This window comes from Noviherbaspirillum aerium, from assembly GCF_008929045.1.
Classification (GTDB): Bacteria; Pseudomonadota; Gammaproteobacteria; order Burkholderiales; family Burkholderiaceae_D; genus Noviherbaspirillum; species Noviherbaspirillum aerium.
The window spans coordinates 48,419-68,063 of sequence record NZ_VFAH01000020.1; the positions used below are offsets into that span (position 1 = coordinate 48,419).

Annotated in this window: 16 protein-coding genes and 1 pseudogene; 8 read left to right on the plus strand and 9 right to left on the minus strand. The window is 57.6% G+C overall.

Going from position 1 to position 19,645, the window contains the following annotated elements; translation table 11 throughout:
- Positions 1 to 24: 24 nt before the first annotated feature.
- Both FH061_RS22540 and FH061_RS22545 read right to left on the minus strand, forming a co-directional pair.
- Entirely contained in the window at positions 25 to 1,191 is a 1,167-nt protein-coding gene (locus FH061_RS22540; RefSeq protein WP_151638087.1) for an acyl-CoA dehydrogenase family protein, read from the minus strand.
- Positions 1,192 to 1,237: 46 nt separating this feature from the next.
- Positions 1,238 to 2,056, minus strand: coding sequence for an IclR family transcriptional regulator (locus FH061_RS22545; RefSeq protein ID WP_225984817.1), 819 nt, complete (start codon positions 2,054 to 2,056; stop codon positions 1,238 to 1,240).
- Positions 2,057 to 2,155: 99 nt separating this feature from the next.
- Between FH061_RS22545 and FH061_RS22550 the strand changes: the two genes are divergently transcribed.
- The 5 genes from FH061_RS22550 to FH061_RS22570 all read left to right on the plus strand — a co-directional run bounded on the left by FH061_RS22550 (position 2,156) and on the right by FH061_RS22570 (position 8,575).
- The gene (locus FH061_RS22550) at positions 2,156 to 3,367 is read left to right on the plus strand and encodes an acetyl-CoA C-acetyltransferase (protein ID WP_151638089.1); all 1,212 of its coding nucleotides are present in this window, start codon (positions 2,156 to 2,158) and stop codon (positions 3,365 to 3,367) included.
- Between the two features lie 31 nt (positions 3,368 to 3,398).
- The gene (locus tag FH061_RS22555) at positions 3,399 to 5,543 is read left to right on the plus strand and encodes a 3-hydroxyacyl-CoA dehydrogenase NAD-binding domain-containing protein (protein WP_151638090.1); all 2,145 of its coding nucleotides are present in this window, start codon (positions 3,399 to 3,401) and stop codon (positions 5,541 to 5,543) included.
- Between the two features lie 41 nt (positions 5,544 to 5,584).
- On the plus strand, positions 5,585 to 6,568 hold the full coding sequence (locus tag FH061_RS22560) for a tripartite tricarboxylate transporter substrate binding protein (protein ID WP_151638091.1): 984 nt from the start codon (positions 5,585 to 5,587) through the stop codon (positions 6,566 to 6,568).
- 40 nt (positions 6,569 to 6,608) lie between these two features.
- Positions 6,609 to 7,202, plus strand: a complete 594-nt coding sequence (locus FH061_RS22565; protein WP_225984818.1) for a DUF2889 domain-containing protein — start codon at positions 6,609 to 6,611, stop codon at positions 7,200 to 7,202.
- Between the two features lie 230 nt (positions 7,203 to 7,432).
- The gene (locus FH061_RS22570; RefSeq protein ID WP_151638092.1) at positions 7,433 to 8,575 is read left to right on the plus strand and encodes a CaiB/BaiF CoA transferase family protein; all 1,143 of its coding nucleotides are present in this window, start codon (positions 7,433 to 7,435) and stop codon (positions 8,573 to 8,575) included.
- A 180-nt stretch (positions 8,576 to 8,755) separates the two neighbouring features.
- Here FH061_RS22570 and FH061_RS22575 read toward each other — a convergent pair whose 3' ends face one another.
- Together FH061_RS22575 and FH061_RS22580 are read right to left on the minus strand one after the other, a co-directional pair.
- A complete protein-coding gene (locus FH061_RS22575; protein WP_151638093.1) occupies positions 8,756 to 11,317 on the minus strand; it encodes an LPD7 domain-containing protein in 2,562 nt (853 codons plus the stop codon).
- On the minus strand, positions 11,314 to 11,730 hold the full coding sequence (locus FH061_RS22580) for a hypothetical protein (protein ID WP_151638094.1): 417 nt from the start codon (positions 11,728 to 11,730) through the stop codon (positions 11,314 to 11,316). Before FH061_RS22580 ends, FH061_RS22575 begins: the two co-directional genes overlap by 4 nt.
- 463 nt (positions 11,731 to 12,193) lie before the next feature.
- Here FH061_RS22580 and FH061_RS22585 point away from each other — a divergent pair, with 463 nt between their 5' ends.
- From FH061_RS22585 to FH061_RS22600, 3 genes and pseudogenes are all read left to right on the plus strand, one after another.
- Positions 12,194 to 12,445 carry a hypothetical protein gene (locus tag FH061_RS22585; protein WP_151638095.1) on the plus strand — a complete coding sequence of 84 codons (252 nt, stop codon included), beginning with the start codon at positions 12,194 to 12,196 and terminating at the stop codon, positions 12,443 to 12,445.
- 134 nt (positions 12,446 to 12,579) lie between these two features.
- On the plus strand, positions 12,580 to 12,786 hold the full coding sequence (locus tag FH061_RS22590; RefSeq protein ID WP_151638096.1) for a hypothetical protein: 207 nt from the start codon (positions 12,580 to 12,582) through the stop codon (positions 12,784 to 12,786).
- Between the two features lie 620 nt (positions 12,787 to 13,406).
- Positions 13,407 to 14,319 (plus strand): annotated as a pseudogene (locus FH061_RS22600) (ISAzo13 family transposase).
- A gap of 45 nt (positions 14,320 to 14,364) precedes the next feature.
- On the opposite strand, the gene FH061_RS22605 reads toward FH061_RS22600, so the two are convergent.
- The 5 genes from FH061_RS22605 to FH061_RS22625 all read right to left on the minus strand — a co-directional run bounded on the left by FH061_RS22605 (position 14,365) and on the right by FH061_RS22625 (position 19,504).
- Positions 14,365 to 15,402 carry an IS630 family transposase gene (locus FH061_RS22605; RefSeq protein WP_151638099.1) on the minus strand — a complete coding sequence of 346 codons (1,038 nt, stop codon included), beginning with the start codon at positions 15,400 to 15,402 and terminating at the stop codon, positions 14,365 to 14,367.
- 107 nt (positions 15,403 to 15,509) lie between these two features.
- On the minus strand, positions 15,510 to 15,905 hold the full coding sequence (locus FH061_RS22610) for a helix-turn-helix domain-containing protein (protein ID WP_151638100.1): 396 nt from the start codon (positions 15,903 to 15,905) through the stop codon (positions 15,510 to 15,512).
- Positions 15,906 to 15,970: 65 nt separating this feature from the next.
- Entirely contained in the window at positions 15,971 to 17,140 is a 1,170-nt protein-coding gene (locus tag FH061_RS22615; RefSeq protein ID WP_404822497.1) for an acyl-CoA dehydrogenase family protein, read from the minus strand.
- An 88-nt stretch (positions 17,141 to 17,228) separates the two neighbouring features.
- Positions 17,229 to 18,437 carry an acyl-CoA dehydrogenase family protein gene (locus FH061_RS22620; protein ID WP_225984819.1) on the minus strand — a complete coding sequence of 403 codons (1,209 nt, stop codon included), beginning with the start codon at positions 18,435 to 18,437 and terminating at the stop codon, positions 17,229 to 17,231.
- Between the two features lie 26 nt (positions 18,438 to 18,463).
- Entirely contained in the window at positions 18,464 to 19,504 is a 1,041-nt protein-coding gene (locus FH061_RS22625; RefSeq protein WP_151638137.1) for a phosphotransferase, read from the minus strand.
- Positions 19,505 to 19,645 lie beyond the last annotated feature (141 nt).

Sequence of the window (19,645 nt, forward strand, 5' to 3'; positions counted from 1 at the left end):
TACTCTCCTTCGCAAGAGCTTGGCTTAATATGATTTCGGAAGTCCGAGCACTTTCTCGGCGATAAAACACATGATCAATTGCGGACTGATAGGGGCGATTCGCGGAATCAGGCTCTCACGCAGGTAACGCTCAACATGGTATTCCTTGGCGTAGCCATAACCGCCATGCGTCATCACTGCCGTGAGGCAAGCTTGATAACCAGCCTCGGCGCCAAGATACTTGGCAGCATTTGCCTCAGCTCCACAGGATAGTTCGCGGTCGAATCGGTCCGCTGCCTTATACATCATGAGGTTGGCCGCTTCGAGCTCCATCCAGCGTTCAGCTAACGGGTGCTGAATACTCTGGTTTTTCCCAATAGGCCGGTCGAATACGATACGCTCGTTCGCGTACTGAGCGGCGCGTTTTAGGGCCGCTTTGCCTAGACCGATAGCTTCGGAGGCGATCAGGATACGCTCGGGATTCATGCCATGCAGAATATAGTGGAAGCCTTTGCCCTCCTCGCCGATGCGATCTTCCACCGGCACCTTGAGACCGTCGATGAAGAGCTGGTTGGTGTCCACTGCCTTGCGGCCATGCTTGTCAATCACTCGCGCCTCGACGAAGCGGCGATCGAGATTGGTATAAAACAAGCTCAAACCGTCAGTGGGTTTCTTTACCTGATCCAGGGGCGTAGTGCGCGCAAGGATAAGCATTTTCTCGGCTACTTGTGCGGTGGAGATGAAGACTTTGGAACCGGAGACTATATAGTAGTCCCCCTCGCGTAACGCCTGAGTCTTGAGCCGAGTTGTGTTTAATCCCGCATCGGGCTCGGTGACAGCAAAGCACGCCTTCTCCTTACCGGCGACCAGCGGCGGCAGCATGCGGCGCTTCTGCTCGTCATTGGCGAAAATGACTACTGGGGATAGGCCGAAGATGTTCATATGCACCGCAGAGGCGCCAGACATCCCGGCGCCAGATTCGCTGATGGTCTGCATCATCAGTGCCGCCTCGGTAATACCCAAACCCGAGCCGCCGTATTCCTCGGGAATGCAAATGCCTAGCCAGCCAGCCTCTGCCAAGGCTTGATGCAGTTCATGCGGGAACCCCCCCTCGGTGTCTTTTTTTAACCAGTATTCATCGTCAAAGCGACTGCAGATACGCGCGACGGCGTCACGCAAGGCTTCTTGTTCAGGCGATAGGTCAAAATTCATGAATGACTCATATGAAAAGTGGGAAAGGAAATGGGGAGCTTTGGCATTAATGGGACCCAGTATCCGGATTTCGCCCCAGCGAAGCCTCTACACTATGGGCCAGCGTTACGAGCCTTGGGCCTACGTCGTCAAGTAGTTGTCCAGACGTTAGTTCGAAGGCTGAGACGGTGCAGGCAAACACATAAATTTCATCGGATGTCGTCGACCGTACCGGAACAGCCACCGACTCCACTTGACGTTGCAGATCCCCATGTCCGACGCAAAAGCCGCGATTGGCCAAATCGCGGCGCGCCTCATCCAATCGCTCAGTGAGCCTTTCGGCATGCTCTGGATTTCTGATTCTTAATTCGTCCATGTAGGCGTCTGCCTGCTCAGTTGGCATACTGCACAGGTATGCACGCCCCGATGCCGTGCGCGACAGCGAGATGTGAGCGCCCATCGCGGGCCGGAAAGTTGCGCAATCCCTAGACTGAGCCAGATCAATAAATACTAGGTCCAAGCCCGCCCCCAGTGCCAAAGACACTTGGCCGTGCACCCTGTCCGCAAGGGCCTGCATTTGCCCAAAAGCGATCTGGCGTACATTCATACGGGCAAGTAACGGAGTCGCGAGAGTCAATAGGCCAGGCGCAGGAGCAAAGCGTCCTGTCAGCTCGGTATAGCGCAGCAGGCCTGTCGAACATAGGGTATAGGTCAGCCGGAAAAAAGTTGCTTTGGATAATCCCGTGGCGGCGATTAGCTCGCGAGCACTGAGTTCGGGCGCTGTACTGCTGAAGCACTGCAGTATCTGTATACCTCGCGCTAAGGCACTGACGACCTTGTCATCGCTCGGTTTTATTTCCTCTTCAATATGAGACAGATGTTCCACTATTTTACTCCTTTTCCTTAATTATGCTAAGTTAACTTGACGTAATCAAGTTATTTCGAGACACTTGTTCCATTAGATGTGTTAACGTTGGAGATTCCGATGTCCGAAGCCTTAATTTTCGATGCCATTCGTATACCTAGGGGTAGAGGCAAACCTGGTGCTGGCACCTTGTATGAAACCAAGCCTATCGATCTGGTCGTAACACTACTAGACGCTTTGCGTCGGCGTCACGACTTGGACCCCACGCGCGTGGATGACCTCATTATGGGCATTAGTTCTGCCGTGGGTGATCAGGGGTCATGTTTGCCGCGGATTGCGGCCTTGTGTGCACCGGGTGGCTGGGACCGCGTGTCCGGCATGGCTTTGCAGCGCTTTTGCGGCGCGGGTCTGGAAGCAGTCAACTTAGCAGCGGAAAAAGTACGATCGGGCTGGCACGATCTGATCGCTGCCGGCGGCGTCGAATCGATGTCCCGCGTGGGTCTAGGTGCCACCGGTGGCGCCTGGATTTACGATCCGGCCACTAGTTTAAAGATCGGGTATGTGCCACAGGGTTTCAGTGCGGACATGCTCGCCGCGCTACACGGCTTCAACCGGGAGACGCTGGATGCCTTTGCGCTGCGCTCGCAGCAATTGGCGGCACAGGCTCGCTGCGAAGGCCGCTTTGGTCGTTCGCTCGTGCCAGTACGCGACGCCAATGGCATTACCGTGCTCGACCACGATGAATACATTCGCGAAGACACTTCCGCAGCTTCGCTAGCAGCGCTCAAGCCGGCATTCGGTGGGGTATCGGCGATGGCCAATGGTGTAGTAGCGCGCCAGCGCTACCCCCAACTTGATCGCATCGATGCGGTGCATACTGCCGGCAACGCGTCGGGGATCGTCGATGGAGCGGCATTGGTGCTAGTTGGCAGCGAGAAGATAAGCGCAGAGTTAGGCCTGCGCCCGCGTGCGCGGATTCTGGGCACCGGGTTGGCAACGGTAGATGCCACATTGATGCTTACAGGCCCGGTGCCGGCTACCCAGAAAGCAATCGCCAAAGCAGGCCTGCGCATAGACCAAATCGAGCTGTTCGAAGTAAATGAAGCCTTCGCAGCTGTCCCTCTTTATTTTGCAAAAACCTTGGACGTACCGCTGGACAAGATCAACGTCAATGGCGGCGCCATCGCAATGGGGCATCCCATAGGAGCGTCCGGCGCGATCCTCCTCGGCACCTTGCTCGATGAAATGGAACGCCGGGAATTGCGCTACGGCGTGGCTACCCTCTGCACAGCAGGCGGCATGGGTGTAGCCACCGTCATTGAACGCCTCTAACGCCTGGACCCTGTTCACGGAGACTAACCTGATGCAAGCCCCGATTCAATACCACAAGACCGACGACGGCATCGTGACGATCACTTTCGATGCGCCTGAGCAAAGCGTCAACACCATGACCGATGCGATGCGCGAATGTCTGGCTGACATGGTCACTCGGCTCGAAAAAGAGAAAGACAGCATTTCCGGCATTATCCTGACGTCAGCCAAAGACACATTTTTCGCCGGTGGCGACCTCAAGCGCCTGTACAACATGCAGCCCGCCGATGCGCAAACACTATTCGAGGCCACTGAACGCGGCAAGAAAACCCTGCGCCGGCTCGAAACCTTAGGCAAACCGGTCGTAGCGGCCCTTAATGGCACAGCGCTTGGAGGAGGATTTGAAATCGCATTATCCTGCCATTACCGCATCTCACTGGACCGGCCAAAGGTCCAGTTCGGTTTGCCCGAAGCCACGCTGGGCCTGATGCCGGGTGCAGGAGGCATCGTGCGCATGAACCGGCTGCTGGGGTTGGCCGCAAGCCAACCCTATCTGCAGGACGGCAAACTTCTCTCGCCTGTCGAAGCGCTCAAGGCAGGCTTGATACACGAACTCGTCAACACGCAGGAGATTCTGCTGGCCCGTGCTCGCGCGTGGATTTCCGCTACCGCGACCGCGACCCAGCCTTGGGACGCGCCCAGTTATAGGCCGCCCGGCGGCTGGAACGACAGTCCAGAGGCCAAACGCTGGATATCAGCTGCTGCTGCCCAAGTGCGAGCCAAGACGCGTGGTTGTTATCCAGCGCCGGAAGCAATCCTCAGCGCTTCGGTGGAGGGAATGCAGGTCGATTTCGATACCGCTAGCCGAATCGAGACGCGCTACTTCGTGCAAATCGTTACCGGTAAGGTCGCCAAGAACATCATTGGCACTTTCTGGTTTCGTGCCAACGAAATCAAATCTGGCGCACAACGTCCCGCGGGGATTGCAAAGAAACAGGTCAAAAACCTGGCGGTACTTGGTGCCGGCATGATGGGCAAAGGAATTGCCTATGTGGCAGCAGCGCGCGGCATCGACGTCTGGGTCAAGGATGCCACGCTTGCCCAAGCCGACGCAGCGCGTATCCATGCCGAAAAATTGCTGGCCAAGCGCGAGGAGAAAGGCGAAGTCGATCCAACAAAACGCCAGGAAATCGTCGCGCGCATTCATTCGACTGATCGCTACGAGAATCTAGCCCATGTCGATTTGTTGATTGAGGCTGTGCCCGAAAACCCTGAGCTCAAAGGTGAAATCACCCGCGCCGTCGAGCCGTTGCTCGGCGATGGCGCAGTTTGGGCGTCCAATACATCCACTCTGCCCATCAGCGGACTTGCCAAAAATTCAGGCCGACCAGAGCGTTTTATCGGCTTGCACTTCTTCTCGCCTGTGGATCGCATGCAGCTGGTGGAAGTCATCAAGGGCAACCGGACTTCGCAGGAAACCTTGGCCCAGGCCCTCGATTTCGTCATGCAGATCGGCAAAACCCCTATCGTCGTCAACGATAGCCGAGGTTTCTTCACCAGCCGCGTATTCAGCACCTTTACGCGCGAGGGCGTAGCCATGCTGGGCGAGGGTCAGGATCCAGCCTCGATCGAAGCTGCAGCAATGTTCGCAGGCTTTCCGGTCGGCCCCTTGGCGGTACTTGACGAGGTGAGCCTTAGCCTGTCTTACAACAACCGACTGGAAACTCTAAAGGCCTTTGCCGCTGAAGGACGCCCGTTGCCACCGCATCCGGCCGACGCAGTAATGGAGCGCATGCTTGAAGAATTCGGCCGCAAGGGCCGTGCTGCCGGCGGCGGCTTTTACGACTACCCCGCAGACGGCGGAAAGCAATTCTGGAGCGGTCTTGCGACTCATTTCCTACGGCCGGACGCGCAGATTTCTCAGCAGGACAAGCAAGACCGCTTGCTGTTCTGCATGGCGCTGGAATCCGTGCGGATTTTACAGGAAGGGGTATTGGACAACGCGGGCGACGGAAACATCGGTTCAGTCCTCGGCATCGGGTTTCCGCGCTGGACCGGAGGGGTATTTCAGTTCCTGAACTCCTACGGGTTGGAGAAGGCCGTGGATCGTGCCCATTGCATGGCTGAACGCTATGGCGAACGTTTTGCTCCGCCCCAACTGCTCCAAGACAAAGCACGCAAGTTGGAACTGTTTTGATTTTTGTTGGAATTCATGACAACACTCACAAGGAGACATCAATGAAACTCTTAAAAAAATACCTAACAACCATGGCTTTGACGTTGCTAACCTGCGCTGCCGGTGCGGCGACAGCGGCGGACGCTACTTTTCAAGATCGGCCTATCCAGATAGTCGTGCCTTATGCAGCAGGCGGCACGATCGATACGATTGCACGCCACCTGCAGCCAAAACTGCAAACCATCCTAGGCCGGCCCGTTATTGTTGACAATCGCCCCGGTGCAGGCACAATGATCGGGGCCAGTACGGTCGCTCGCGCAGAACCAAACGGACATACGCTGTTTTTGGGCTCCAACGCAGCGTTCACGATCAGCCCACAGCTGATGGAAAATGTAACCTACGATCCACTGCGTAGCTTTGCCGCCATTGGTACGGTAGCGTCGTTTCCCAACCTAATCATAGTGTCGCCAAAATCTCCCTACAAGACGCTGGCAGATGTGATCGAGGCTGCTCGCAAGTCGCCTGGCAAACTCAGCTATGCATCGTTTGGGCCGGCCAGCACGGCACAACTCACAGGCGAAGCCATCAAGGTTGCCGCTGGTGTTGATATTACCGAAATTCCATACAAGAGCGGCGCACAATGCGTACAAGCAGTCCTTTCGGGTGAAGTGACGTTCGGCTTCGATCCGAGCGTTGGCTCGCTACAGCGCGTAAAAGTGGGGCAGGTGAACGCCTTGTCCACAACCTCGGCCAACCGCATGGCTGAATTGCCTCAGGTTCCATCGATTGTTGAGGCAGGCTACCCGGACGCCGAGCTCACTGCTTGGGTTGCGCTGTTTGCCCCCGCATCGACTCCTGAACAGACACAAAAGGCGTTGAGTGAGGCGCTGCAAAGCGTGCTGGCTGACCCCCAGCTAAAGAGTAAATTTGCCGGCATGGGTATGGAGCTCACTTCACTTGACAGCAAGGCAACGATGGGCATGATACGCAACGAATATGTACGGATTGCAAAATTGATCGAGAAAGCCAAGCTCAAGAAAAATTAATCTCGTGGGACGACGCCGAAAATCACCTACTTGGATACGCATGATGACTTCAGTGAACACTCCAGTAAACAGGACCTTGCTGCATACCCGCAGCCTGTCATTCCATGGTTACAAACGGGATGACGGGTTGTGGGACATTGAAGCCTCCATGCGGGACGAGCGCGCATACCAATCATATGGTGGAGACGCAGGCACCACCCCTCCCGGGTCGCCTATCCATGATCTCCATATCCGGCTCACTGTGGACGACACGTTGACTGTCCGTGAAATTTCGTCGGCGATGCACACCACGCCTGTGGCGGAGTGCAGCTTATCTCAGGAACCCTTGCTGACCATGATCGGCACATCTATGGCAACAGGATGGCGCCAATCGATCGAGAGTCGCATGGGCGGCACTAAAGGATGTACTCATCTGAGGGAACTGCTGTTCAACATGGCCACGGTAGCTTATCAAACCATACCAGTGTACCAAGCCCAGTTGACGCGCCAAGCAGGAACGTCCGCATCCTCCTGCGGACAGCCTCCCTTTCACCTAGGAAAGTGCCTGGCACTGGCTTTCAATAGTCCGGCAGTGAAACGGCTTTATCCGAAACACTATCGAAGCGACCAGGTCCCGAGCGACGACGCCCAATGATCCTATTGAACGGCGTCATCCGACTGGCAGCTCGGCTTGTGCGTTTTGACATGGGCCTTTGCTTGATCCAGCGATTTCAGTATTGAAATCATTTCGCCTGTGTCGCACCAGCAAAGGTATCCAGCTAGTCCGTCCTGTCGACGACATCGGGCTCAATGACGCCTATTGGAACGGAAAGCGTTATGTTGGCGCGCTATGCGTGAGCGTCTTGTACACTTTAAGGAGTTGAAATGGGACCTTTGTTCGGCATGAAGATACTAGAGTTGGCCGGTATTGGGCCAAGTCCTCTAGCAGCAATGCTGCTTGCGGATTTGGGTGCTACCGTCGTCAGGATCGATCGACCGGCAGAGTCCGGGCTCGGGATAGAGAGGCCGCCGAAATATAATTTTTCGCTCCGGAACAGAAAGTCGATCGCGCTTGACCTCAAGTCGGAAGCAGGTCGAGATCTAGTTCTACGGTTAGTCGAAGAGGCAGATGGACTGATCGAGGGATTCCGTCCGGGTGTAATGGAAAAACTGAGTCTCGGCCCGGACATCTGCCTGGCAAGAAATCCCCGGCTTGTTTATGGCCGCATGACGGGATGGGGGCAGGAAGGGCCGCTGGCTAAGTCTGCCGGCCATGACTTGAATTACATTGCAGTGACAGGCGTACTCGATATGATTGGCCGCGACGGCCAACCGCCGACCCCTCCATTAAATCTAGTGGGTGACTTCGGCGGAGGAGCGCTTTACCTTGCGTTCGGGATGCTCGCTGCTTTTATCGAATCGAAGCAGTCTGGCAACGGACAAGTCGTTGATGCAGCCATCGTCGATGGCGTCTTGTCGCTCGCGTTGCCATTGCTAGGCCTGCATGCCGCAGGCCAATGGAATGATTCACGCGGGAATAATATTCTCGATTCCGGAGCATACTTCTATGAAGTGTACAAGTGCGCCGATGAAAAGTGGATTTCGGTAGCCGCCATAGAGAAAAAATTTCACGATCTACTGCTACAAATGCTTGGTCTAGACGCTTCTCAATATGGCGATCGATTCGACCGGCAGAATTGGAACGAGAGAAAAAGGCTGCTTGCAGATCGCTTCATGACGAAGACGCGCGACGAATGGTGCACGCTGTTTGGTGACGCAGACGTGTGTGTCGCTCCTGTTTTGGGCATCGCCGAAGTGGCGCATCACCCACATATGAAATCAAGGGAGGCTTTTGTCGAGATTGACGGCATACCTCAGCCTGCCCCTGCGCCAAGATTTTCGAGATCGCGCCCGGACAGACCTGTCGCGCCCTCCATCGATAAAGAAAGCCTGGAAACTGCCCTGTCCGAGTGGCTAGCCGAGGATGAGATCAAACTTTGGAAACAGAATCTAACAATGCCCGTTTAACGGTTGCCGGACGCTCATAGAAGAACTGCTCAGCAATATTCGCGCGACCACTGCCTTCTATTCAAACACCCATGTCGGGGCTTTTATTTTTCACTACAACGAAAAACACGCGATGTTGCATGCAACAGCACCGGGCGGCGGTGTTTCCGCATCAGGCGGCGCGATCACCACCCCGCCCGGCTATTTTGGCTTGGGTGCCTTGCCCTTCCCGCCAGCTTGGTCTTGCAGGACCTTGTAATCGGGCACCCGCTTGGTCGGTTGCGGGTGCAACTGTTTTTTCAGTTTCTCGATACGCTCATTGATCGCATCATCAGCGAATCTCACCGCCATGTTTCGCTCGGCGGCGACCCGGATCACCTGCTCCACGAATGCTGCACCGCCCTCCACGCCAAAACCACCATTGCCAAAGCGTTTTTGCGCCAGCAAGATCGCCAGCTCCACGCTGTCATCGGACTCATCATAAATCCAGATAGCGTCGCTGGTATCCCGCAAGAGCTCTTTGCCGAACGCATCCAGATAGCTCACGTCCCCATTTTTGTGTACCCGGTACGACAGGTTATCAGTGCGGTCCAGCAGCGGCGCGTTGACGGAAATCCCGATCATCACGATGGCGCTGACCCGTCGCTTGGCCCGGCGCTCTTGTTCTATGCGCTGGCGCCGCAATTCCAGCAGCGCTTCCGGATCGCCTGACTCGGCGCGCTCAACGAGCCAGAGTCGATACATATTGCGGCCCGGGTCGTTGCGATCGAGCTCGGCCAGGCGCTCGCGTGCGGCGCGCATCGACGCCTGCAGCTCCTTCTCCTGCTTTGCCAGTCCCAGCTTGAGAATGGACCGTTCCGCCCGGAACTCGGCAAATGACAGTCGGCGCCGGCGCAACGCAACCATGTCAGCCTGGTGCTGTGCACGCAATGCGCGTAATGCTTCTTTCGCCTGCCGGATCGCATTGCGCTCGATTGGACGGGTCTTCACCCGCTTGGCCGATTGGGCTTTCTGATACTGCGTCCATATTGCCGGATTAGGCGGCGACGTGATTGGTGCTTTGCTGACAAGGTTTTGCAGCGAGTACCAGGTCTGCAAGTAGTCGCGCGTCTCGGGCCAGCTCCAATGCAAATGCTTCGTGCACAGGTCAGGAATGGTGTAATTCACGGTTGAATCGCGGTGCCGGATTCGCGCCCCGCTTTCTTCCTCCGTGACGACGTAATCCTCCGACCGCAAGCCGGTCTTTTTCGCCAGTTGCGCCACCAGGAAATGCGGGTCGAGCTTTCTCTTGATTTCACGAATCAGCGCGCGCTGCTTGTCTTTCGACATTTGCGCTGCGTCGATGTGGTCCCGCAGGATTTGTTCGGCATAATTGTCACCCGCGCGCCCGGTGCCCGGGTTGATTACTCTGGTTCCCCTGGCAGCTGGTGGGCGTCGCACTGCGTTATCGGCACTTGTTCCCGATCGTCCCACACTACCTGAAACATCACTTTGCAAAACGCCTTCACCCCCTCGCCCGGAGGGTCCGTCGCTATCCACACGGCGTTGGTGCAGGCTTGGCATAGCGTGAATTGCTGCGGTCGTCGTGCGAGCGGCAATCTTTGCAGCGTTCTGTTTAGCAGCGGCTGCTCTGGCGCTTGGGCTGGCCCAAGCGGATGCGGGATCCGCGTCGATTCGGTTTTTTGCGCCTGGCCGTTGTCCGGCGTCGTCTTTGTCTCGTCCATAACTAAGCTCCTTGTCGTATTTCCAATAGAACTTGCGCTCAAGGTCTGCGAGCAGGTCCAGCCGGGTTTCCGGGTCCGCCGCCTTGTATTCCGCATACTCACGCTTGCGACCCGAATTCAGCAGCTTGATCTCTCGCTGGCGCCGAATAATCCAGTCTTCGCGCAAAGCCTCAAGCTCGTCGTCCGTGCGCTTGCCGACGCCGACCTGCCGCATTTCTTCCTCACTGATGAAGCGCGGCGTTGCGCCCATGCAGTCGCGAAATACGCCACTGCTCAAGTTGACGAACTTCGTAAAACCTGGCGGCTTGATTGCGACGTACTCACGCTCAGACCCCTTTCCCATATTGCGGATGCGAACCTCGCCGTATTCTTGCGCCAGCGCGACCAAACCTTTTTTGTCAAAAATCCCGCGCTCCACGACCAGCTGCTCGAGCTTGGCTTTTACGTCTGTGAAGCTCCCCTTCTTAAACTCCGTCACCCGGTCGCGGTCGATAATGTCGGCCTTGGTCGTGGAGTCTGCCCGCGGGCGGTCTTTCGGGGACACGAACCCGTATTTCCGGTTGATGTTCTCCTGTATCGCATCCAACCAAATAACGTTTTGTTCAGTGCGGCCCACCGGGTTGAGCGCTTTACCGGTCAGCAAATTTATGTTCGGGATGACCAGGTGAATGTGGTCTAGTCGATCAACCAGTTCGCCCGATGTTTCATGGGTATAGCTTTTGATCTTGGCGCAGTGCGCTTCGGCATAAAAGGCATATTCGTCGGGACGGAATGCTGGCATCAGGTCGGCCACATAGTCGTCAATGACTTGCGCCATCAAATGTTTCGGAATATCGCGTTCCGCGAAACTGAGAGTCAGATGCAGATAACGCTCGGCACTATGGTCGATCGATTTGATTAGTTTGCGGCACGCCTCGATATCGCCAGCGAGCGGCACGCGCTCGTCTAGCTCGTCACGGGTGTATGGTCGCCCTGCCTTTTTCCCTTCCTCAAGGTACTCGATCACCCCGTCATCGCCGCCGCCTTGGCGAACGATCATGGCGGCAGCCGCGCCTCAAGCACGCGAATCAGAATCGCCAGTTGCTCGGCAACCGCGGCATACGTTTTGTCCGTTATCTGTTTGTTTAAGTGATCGTAGTGCACACGCCTCGCGAGCTGGTTGCAATTATTCGATACCGACGCAAACAGGCGATGCAGCTCATGGTTCATGACCTTCATCTTCGGCGGGATTGCCGGCCGCGGGTTGATGACAATGGTTTTGTTTTCAATGGCCGCTTCGACGGCATCGCGGACGAAGCGCGACACGGTTATTTCGGCTTCAGCGCTCTTGTCGGCAACCTCCGCCAATAACCATTTCGGCATCCGGCACGCGACCGTTACCGTGCTTTGGTTGAGCGCTGCCATTTCTTCGTCGGTCGGCCCATCCGCAGGCCCCTCAAGCAGTGGATCCATCGCTGCCTCCGCGTCGGAAAGTGGTGTGGTTTTGGCGTGCGTCAGCACGCTCAGGGAGCTTCAAAGAGGGACACCCTCTTTGGCACACGATAGGGTAAACAGTTGATTGTGATCAACTGTTTACCCTATCAGTCGTGCCCTGTTTTTCCTCGTTTCTCGGCTGCTGGGAAAATATTAGCGCTTCGGGCATCGCACGGGCCGCGAAATGCCTTGCAAACACCTTGCGGTCAAGGGAGTGGCGGTGCGCTGGCGCCATTGACTTGGCGTTTGCCAGATGACGCATCCTCGCGGCTGGAAACCGCGACGGCCAACTCGCGGACGGTTCGGCGCCGCTAAACGCGTTTAAATCGACTGGCGCGCTTATGACGCCAGCTGGCGTCATCTCAACACCGCACGGCGCGTTGCTTGTGTTTTCGGAAAAACCGGATAAAACAAATGTATCGCTGTTAACAAAGGAACGCACATGCGGAAAGCCATGAGCGCGGGCGGAATGCGCGCGAAACTTCGGTATATGCTCGGGGAGTGCACCGGTCATCCGGTCAGCCGTTTGAATATCGCGATGCTGCACGACATGCAAGGAATTTTGAGCCACTTCAGGATCCCGGCGCTGGCGCTTAAGTTGGACCGTCCGTCCAACAGCAACTACAACCGGGTGATCGCTGCATGCGGCACCACCTTCGGCGTTCCGGATACTGCGCACGTCGCCGAGGAGTGAAAAGGGCGCTGTACCCTGCCGAGAACCACATGCCTTACCTTCCTGTCCGCCCGGAGACGTTGAAGCGCTTGAAACAAGAGTGGGCCAGCATTCCGGCGGATGCATGGCGCGGCGTTCTGTAGACGGAGACGCGGATGCCATACGTATTGATTGTGATGACGTTCTTGGGCGGCAGCGGCGCTTGGGACCCAACGGTAAGCATACAGGAGTTTTCGACTCAGCCGCGGTGCGAACAGGCGAAAGAGGCGATCCTGGCGACGTTCGAGGAAATGAACAAAATCAACACGCTCGGCCGCCCGACGTATCGCCAGATCCTGTCGGCCGAGTGCAAACCGAAATAATGAGAGTGAAGGACATGAAGAAACACTGTGTGACGCCGCCTATGGTGGCGATTGAGCAGGCTGGCGCCATCGCGGATGCATTAATTCAGCACCGTGCTATCACCGTCCCTTCCGAGAGGTATTTCGTACGTGAGGCTTTCATTAATGCCTAGGGCTTGTTAAAAAACAAGATGGTGATTTGGCGGTGACAGGTGCACAATAGAATTCATGTCACTGGTTTCGCGAAGGAGACCGCCATGACGCATTCGCCTGTACATCATTGCGAATGCCCGCTTTGCCAATCACCAGCGCCGCATCCGGATCAAGCCTTTCATCACTACATTAACCTCTTTCTCAGCCGGCTCAATGAACCACAGCGGCGCTGGTTCGTGGCGTTGGAAGCCCTACGTGTCGGCCATGGCGGCAAGCAGTTGCTGGCGCAAATCACCGGCATGAGTCCGACCACCATTTTGCGGGGGCGTCGTGAACTTGAGGCAGATCTGGCCGGTTGTCCGGATTTCCATTTGCGTGCACCAGGCGGAGGCAGGCCTACCGCGCAAGAGCGCGATCCCGAATTGGAGCAAGCCCTGGAAACCGTGCTGGCATTGGAAACGGCGGGCGATCCCATGGGACGGCGTCCCATGGCCAAGCGCAGTTCATTAAAACACTTGAGTGCAGCACTGAAAAGGAAGGGACATGCTGTCAGCCGTCCGACCGTCTCAAAACTGCTGCGCAAACTGAAGTATTCGCCGAAGGTCAATGCGCGGCGTACCGAAGTCCGGGGTGCTTCAGCGGCTCAGCGCCATGAGCAGTTTGACCATATCAATGAACAGCGCGAGGACTTTGGCACCACGAGGGATCCCATCATCAGCGTCGACACGAAAAAAAGAGCTAATTGGCGACTTTAAAAACGCGGGAAGAACGTGGCGCAAGGTGGCGGAGCCGGTGCTGGTGCATGACTGGCCGCAGGATGCGATTGGCCAGGCAATCCCCTATGGCGTCTATGAAGTCAGCGCGAATCGGGGCTTCGTCTGTGTGGGAGATTGCTTTGACACGCCACGCTTTGCGGTGGAGGCGATTGGCGCCTGGTGGTTCTTCGAAGGACAAAAGCGTTATCGTGACGCGCATCGCCTATTGATCCTGGCCGATGCCGGTGGTTCAAACAGCTATCGATCTCGTGTATGGAAAGCACAGTTGCAGGAGCTCAGTGATATTGCGGCCCTGCCGATTACGGTGTGCCACTATCCTCCGGGTTGCTCGAAATGGAATCCGATCGAGCATCGCTTGTTCAGCCACATCAGCATGAATTGGGCGGGAGTGCCGCTGCGGACGCTCGACACGATGATGAAATACATCGAAGGGACCGAAACGCGCACCGGATTACGGGTCAAGGCAATCCTCAAGCGGGGTGGCAATGAACTGGGTGAGCGCGTCTCGAACGACCAAATGCGAGCCTTACGCATCGAGCCGCATGCCATTTGCCCGCCGTGGAATTATACGATTAGCCCACGTCCAAGAAGCCCAGAAGAATCTGATCAACTTATTTATTGCTAAGCCCCTATTATTGATCCGGCATCGGTTTGTCTAATTAAGTATAGTTCATGCGGCATACTTGACGGGGTCGTGCTGAAAGTACTTCTTCACGCGATCAGGTGATTTGCTAATCTTGCGCAAATGACGAATCACCGCCTTCTTTAAGTCCCCCTTATGGCGCGTCGGCGCCTGTTTCGTAATCGCCTGCTTCAAGTCTGCGTTGAGCAGTTCATCCGGGTTGAGCTCTGGACTGTAGGACGGCAGATAGAACACTTCAATACGGTCTCGATGTTGTTCCAACCAGGCCACCACCGAAGGGCCATGGTGTGCCGGCAGATTGTCCAGGACCAGAAATACCTTGCGCCGTGCATCGCGCGCCAGGCGCTGCAGAAACTTGATTAGCAACGCCGGATTCATCGCCTGCTTGAGAAGCATCCAACGCACGGTGCCACGATTGGTCACGGCCGACATCAATCCTACGTTCTCTCGCTTGTGGCAAGGCCGTACTACTGGCGTATCACCACGCGGGGCGTAACTGCGCCCGCGCACGTCATCACTATGTAGGCCGGTCTCGTCACCCCAATAAATCTCGCCACCTTCGGCCTTGGCGCGATGCGCGATGGCGGGATACTCCTTGTCAAGCCAGGCGCGCACCGCGGTTGGGTTTTGCTCGTATGCACGGTCGAGCGGCCGTTGTGGCGTGAAGCCCCAGCGCTGCAGGTAGCTGCCCATGGTGCGTACCGGCAGCGTCATCCCATATTCCTTCTCGACCAGTGCACTCACCGCTGCACGGCTCCATAATGCAAACGGCAGGCCCAATTCATCGGGCATATGGGCATGAATCAAGCCCCGAATCGCTTGTTGTCGCTCTGCATTGAGAATGCAGCCTTCTCCTTTTTGCGGGCCGCGGTGCAGCTGCGCTGGAACCACCTCCCAGCCCCCGCGTTGGTAAGCCTTGATGACGGCAATGACGGTGGCCTTGGCCAGTTCTGCCAATGTGCAGACTTGGGTAATGGTCATCCCACTCAAGCACAGCATGACGGCACGTCGCCGGCGTTCATTCAGCACGGCAACCGGCAGTCGTCTGGAATCGGTCCGCTCCATGGTCGCCTCCATATCGTCAGCCTGTTTCGATTAAGAGAGGAGTACCCTGCCTGAAATTCCGTCAACGCGATACTGCAACAGCTAGCCCTTGTTCCCTGTGAAATGCTTCAAAGAAAACTCGGTTCAATAAAGCTAAGCCGGGTCAATAAAGACCATGTTGCCGTGCCATCCCGCTGGGGGTCCAGCGTTCGCCTGGCCTCAGCCAGAATGCGTTCCCGCGCCGCAGCGTCATAAGTCGGTTTGGGGCCGCCCTTGCCATGGGGTTCGAGCGCAGCTAATCCGCCCTGGTTGAAGCGGGCCACCAGCTTGCTGACCGCTTCGTCGGAACGCCGTCCGGCTATCGCGGCTGCCTGGGCATAGGTGTGACGCTCAGCCACAGCCAATAACTCTCTGGCCCATGTTACGACATCGGCGCGCTCACTACGCGCATGGACTAATTGCTCCAGAACCTGCCGTTCTCCATCAGTCAGTCGGCGTAGTGGATTTTTCCGGGCGCGGCTCATGGTGGTCTCCTGCAGTGCTCTCCACCTTTGACTCGCTTATCTCGCTTTTGTTACCAAGTGACCCACTAGAACGCGAGCTGCTTGGCCGCGAGATCTTTCATGATTTCAACCGAGCCGCCGCCGATCATATTCACCTTTACCTCGCGATAGATGCGCTCCGGGCGTGTGCCTCGCATGTATCCCATTCCGCCGAGGATCTGCACCGCTTCATCCCCGCAGAACTGCATGGTCTGCATCGCCAAGTTTTTCAGCATCGCCGTCTGGGCTACCAGAAGGCGCGGGTCGCCGATCTTGTGCTCGACCCGCCACGCGAGGTCCTCCAGCATGCAGCGCACTGATTCGATTTTCATGCTCATGTCGACCAGCTTGTGGCGGATCACCTGGCGTTCGACGATAGGCAGGCCGAAGGTCCTGCGCTGGCGCGCCCAGTCCAGCGCATCGGCATAGCAGACCTGGGCAAAGCCGTAGGCGCCGGCGGCCATGAACAGACGCTCGGAATTGAAGTTGCGCATGACGATACGAAAGCCTTCGTTTTCCACACCCAGCAGGTTTGCCGCCGGCACCCGGCAGTCTTCGAAGTGCAGATGCGCGGTGTCGGACGCCCACCAGCCCATCTTGTCGAGCGGTGTACGGGTAATGCCCGGCGTGTCGCCCTCGATCAGTAGCAGCGACACGCCGCCGGCACCCTTGACGTCGGGGTTGGTGCGCACCGCAACGGTAAAGTAATCGGCACGAATGCCGGAAGTGATGAAGGTTTTCTCGCCGTTGACGATATAGTAGTCGCCGTCCAGCACTGCAGTCGTGCGAAGGCCCGCGACGTCGGAGCCGCCACCGGGTTCGGTGATGGCCAGTGCCGAAATCTTCTGCCCAGCAAGCACGCCCGGCAGCATCCGCTCTTTCAGTTCCTCCGAGCCGGCGTGCAGCACTGGCGGGGTACCGATCGTATGCGAGAACAGGGAGGCACTGACGCCGCCACAACCGGCGCGCGCCACCTCCTCGGCCACAATCATTTGGTAAAACACGTCGGCGGGCGTGCCGCCATACTGCTCCGGGTAGCCGATGCCGAGCAAGCCGACCTCGGCGGCCTTACGGTACAGTTCGCGAGGGAAACCGCCCGCCTCGTCCCAGTCATTGACGAAAGGCGCGATTTCATGGGCAACGAAATTGCGGACCATGTCGCGGAACTGTTCATGGTCCGGAGTGTAATAGTGCGTGTTGCGGGTGGCGGACAACAGGAGATTATCAGTCATGGCATGGTCTTGGTGAACTAGGGCAATTGAATGTTAAAGCGATCACGGCCAACGGTCTTGCGTCAACCTGCTTTCATCGGTATTTGCGCAGCTCCAGCTTGCCGATCTGGTTGCGGTGAACCTCGTCAGGACCGTCGGCGATGCGCAGCAGACGTGCCGTTGCGTAGGCAGCGGCAAGACCGAAATCATTCGTGACGCCGGCACCACCGAAGGCTTGGATCGCCCAGTCGATCACCCGGCAGGCCATGTTCGGCGCTGCCACCTTGATCATCGCGATCTGCGCTTTGGCGACCTTGTTGCCGACGGTATCCATCATGTGCGCCGCATGCAGCGTCAGCAGACGACACTGATCGATCATGATGCGCGAGTCGGCGATGCGTTCCAGCGTAACGGTCTGCTCGGCGACCGGCATGCCAAAGGCGACCCGCTCCTGGGTGCGTCGGCACATTTTTTCCAGCGCGCGTTCGGCCAAGCCGACCAGGCGCATGCAGTGATGGATGCGGCCCGGCCCGAGGCGACCCTGCGCGATCTCGAAGCCGCGGCCCTCGCCCAACAGGAGATTGGAGGCTGGCACACGCACATTCTCGAAGACGACTTCGGCTGCGCGGTCCGGTACGCCATAGAAGCCGAATACTGGCAGCGGACGGATCACGTTGACGCCCGACGTGTCCAGCGGCACCAGGATCATGGATTGCTGCTTGTGCTTTTCCGGATGGTGGGGATCGGTCTTGCCCATGAAGATGATGATCTTGCAGCGGGGATCGGTGGCGCCGGTGGTGAACCATTTGCGGCCATTGATCACGTATTCATCACCGTCCCTGCGGATGGATGCCTGGATATTGGTGGCGTCGCTGGACGCCACCGCAGGTTCGGTCATTGCGAAGGCGGAGCGGATGCGCCCTTCCAGCAAGGGCTGTAGCCACTGGCGCTTGTGCTCCTCGGTCCCGTAACGGGCCAGCACTTCCATGTTGCCGGTGTCAGGCGCGGAGCAATTGAAGACCTCTGGCGCCAGGTGCGAACGTCCCATGATCTCGCACAGCGGCGCGTACTCAAGATTGGTCAGGCCGGCGCCGTGCTCCGACTCCGGCAGGAACAGGTTCCACAAGCCCCGTTCGCGTGCCAGCGCCTTCAATTCTTCCACCACCGGCTGCACGCCCCACGGGCCCTCGGTGTTCGATTCCTTGTAGTAGCGATCCTCGTTCGGATAGACATGTTCATCCATGAACGCATTCAGGCGCGCTTGCAATTGCTGGACTTTGGGGGACGGCGTGAGCAGATCCATATGAGCCTTTCAGTGAAATAGTTGTGTCAGCGATTGCGCATTGTCGTTGCCTGTCGCCAGCCGGCTTCCGCGATCGGCCGGGCCTTGCGTCCGGTCTCCAGGGCTTGGGCGCTTGACGCATTGCCGTCGAGGGCTCGCTTGACGATGCCCTGCAGGATCGCCGCGAGGCGAAACATGCTGTAGGCAAGATAAAAATCCCATTCCTCCTGGGGAATCGGGCCGCGGCCGCTGCGCCGGCAATACTGGTCGAGGTAGGTTTGCTCGTCCGGAATCCCGAGCGCGGCCAGGTCCGCGCCGCGCATGCCGCGAAATTCATCTGCGGACAAGCGCCATGTGAGCGCGTGATAGGCGAAGTCGGCAAGCGGATGGCCGAGCGTCGACAGTTCCCAGTCGAGAACGGCGACAATGCGCGGTTCGGTCGGATGGAATATCAGGTTGTCCAGGCGCAGGTCGCCGTGCACGATCGCCTTCTCGTCGGCGGCCGGAATGTGCTCGGGAAGCCAGGCGATCAGGGCATCCATGGCCGCAATGGTTTCCGTCTCCGAAGCCCGGTACTGCCTGGTCCATCGCGCGATCTGGCGTTCGAAGTAGTTGCCGGGACGGCCGAAGTCGGCGAGTCCGACGGCTGCCGGGGCAATGCCGTGCAGCGCGGCGACGACCCGGTTCATGTCGTCGTAGATCGCGGCGCGTTCGGAAGGCTGCATGCCGGGAAGCGTGGGGTCCCACAGCACCCGCCCGGCAACGAACTCCATCACGTAGAACGGCGTGCCGATGATCGTACTGTCATCGCACAGGCAATAGGTGCGCGCAACGGGTACCTCACTGCCATGCAAGGCGGTGATGACCCGGTATTCGCGTTCCACTGCGTGGGCCGACGGAAGCAGTACCCCGGACGGTTTCTTGCGCAACACGTAGCGCTGCCCGGGCGTCTCCAGCAGGTAGGTCGGATTGGACTGGCCGTCGGAGAAACGCCGGGCCTGCAGCGGCCCGGCAAAGCCTTCCACGTGCGTTTCCAAATATTGCTGCAGGCGTGCGGTCTCGAAATCCTGGCTCTGGCTCTCTGTCATGTCCTCACTTGTGATTGCGTTCACCCGGATCTCCTGTGCAGGGGCGCCGTTGCATTGGCTGGCGCCATGCGAAAAGTGTAGGGGAACTCCCGCCAGGGACCGCGAATTCAGCAGGTTAACGCAAGGACCGGGCCCACCGCA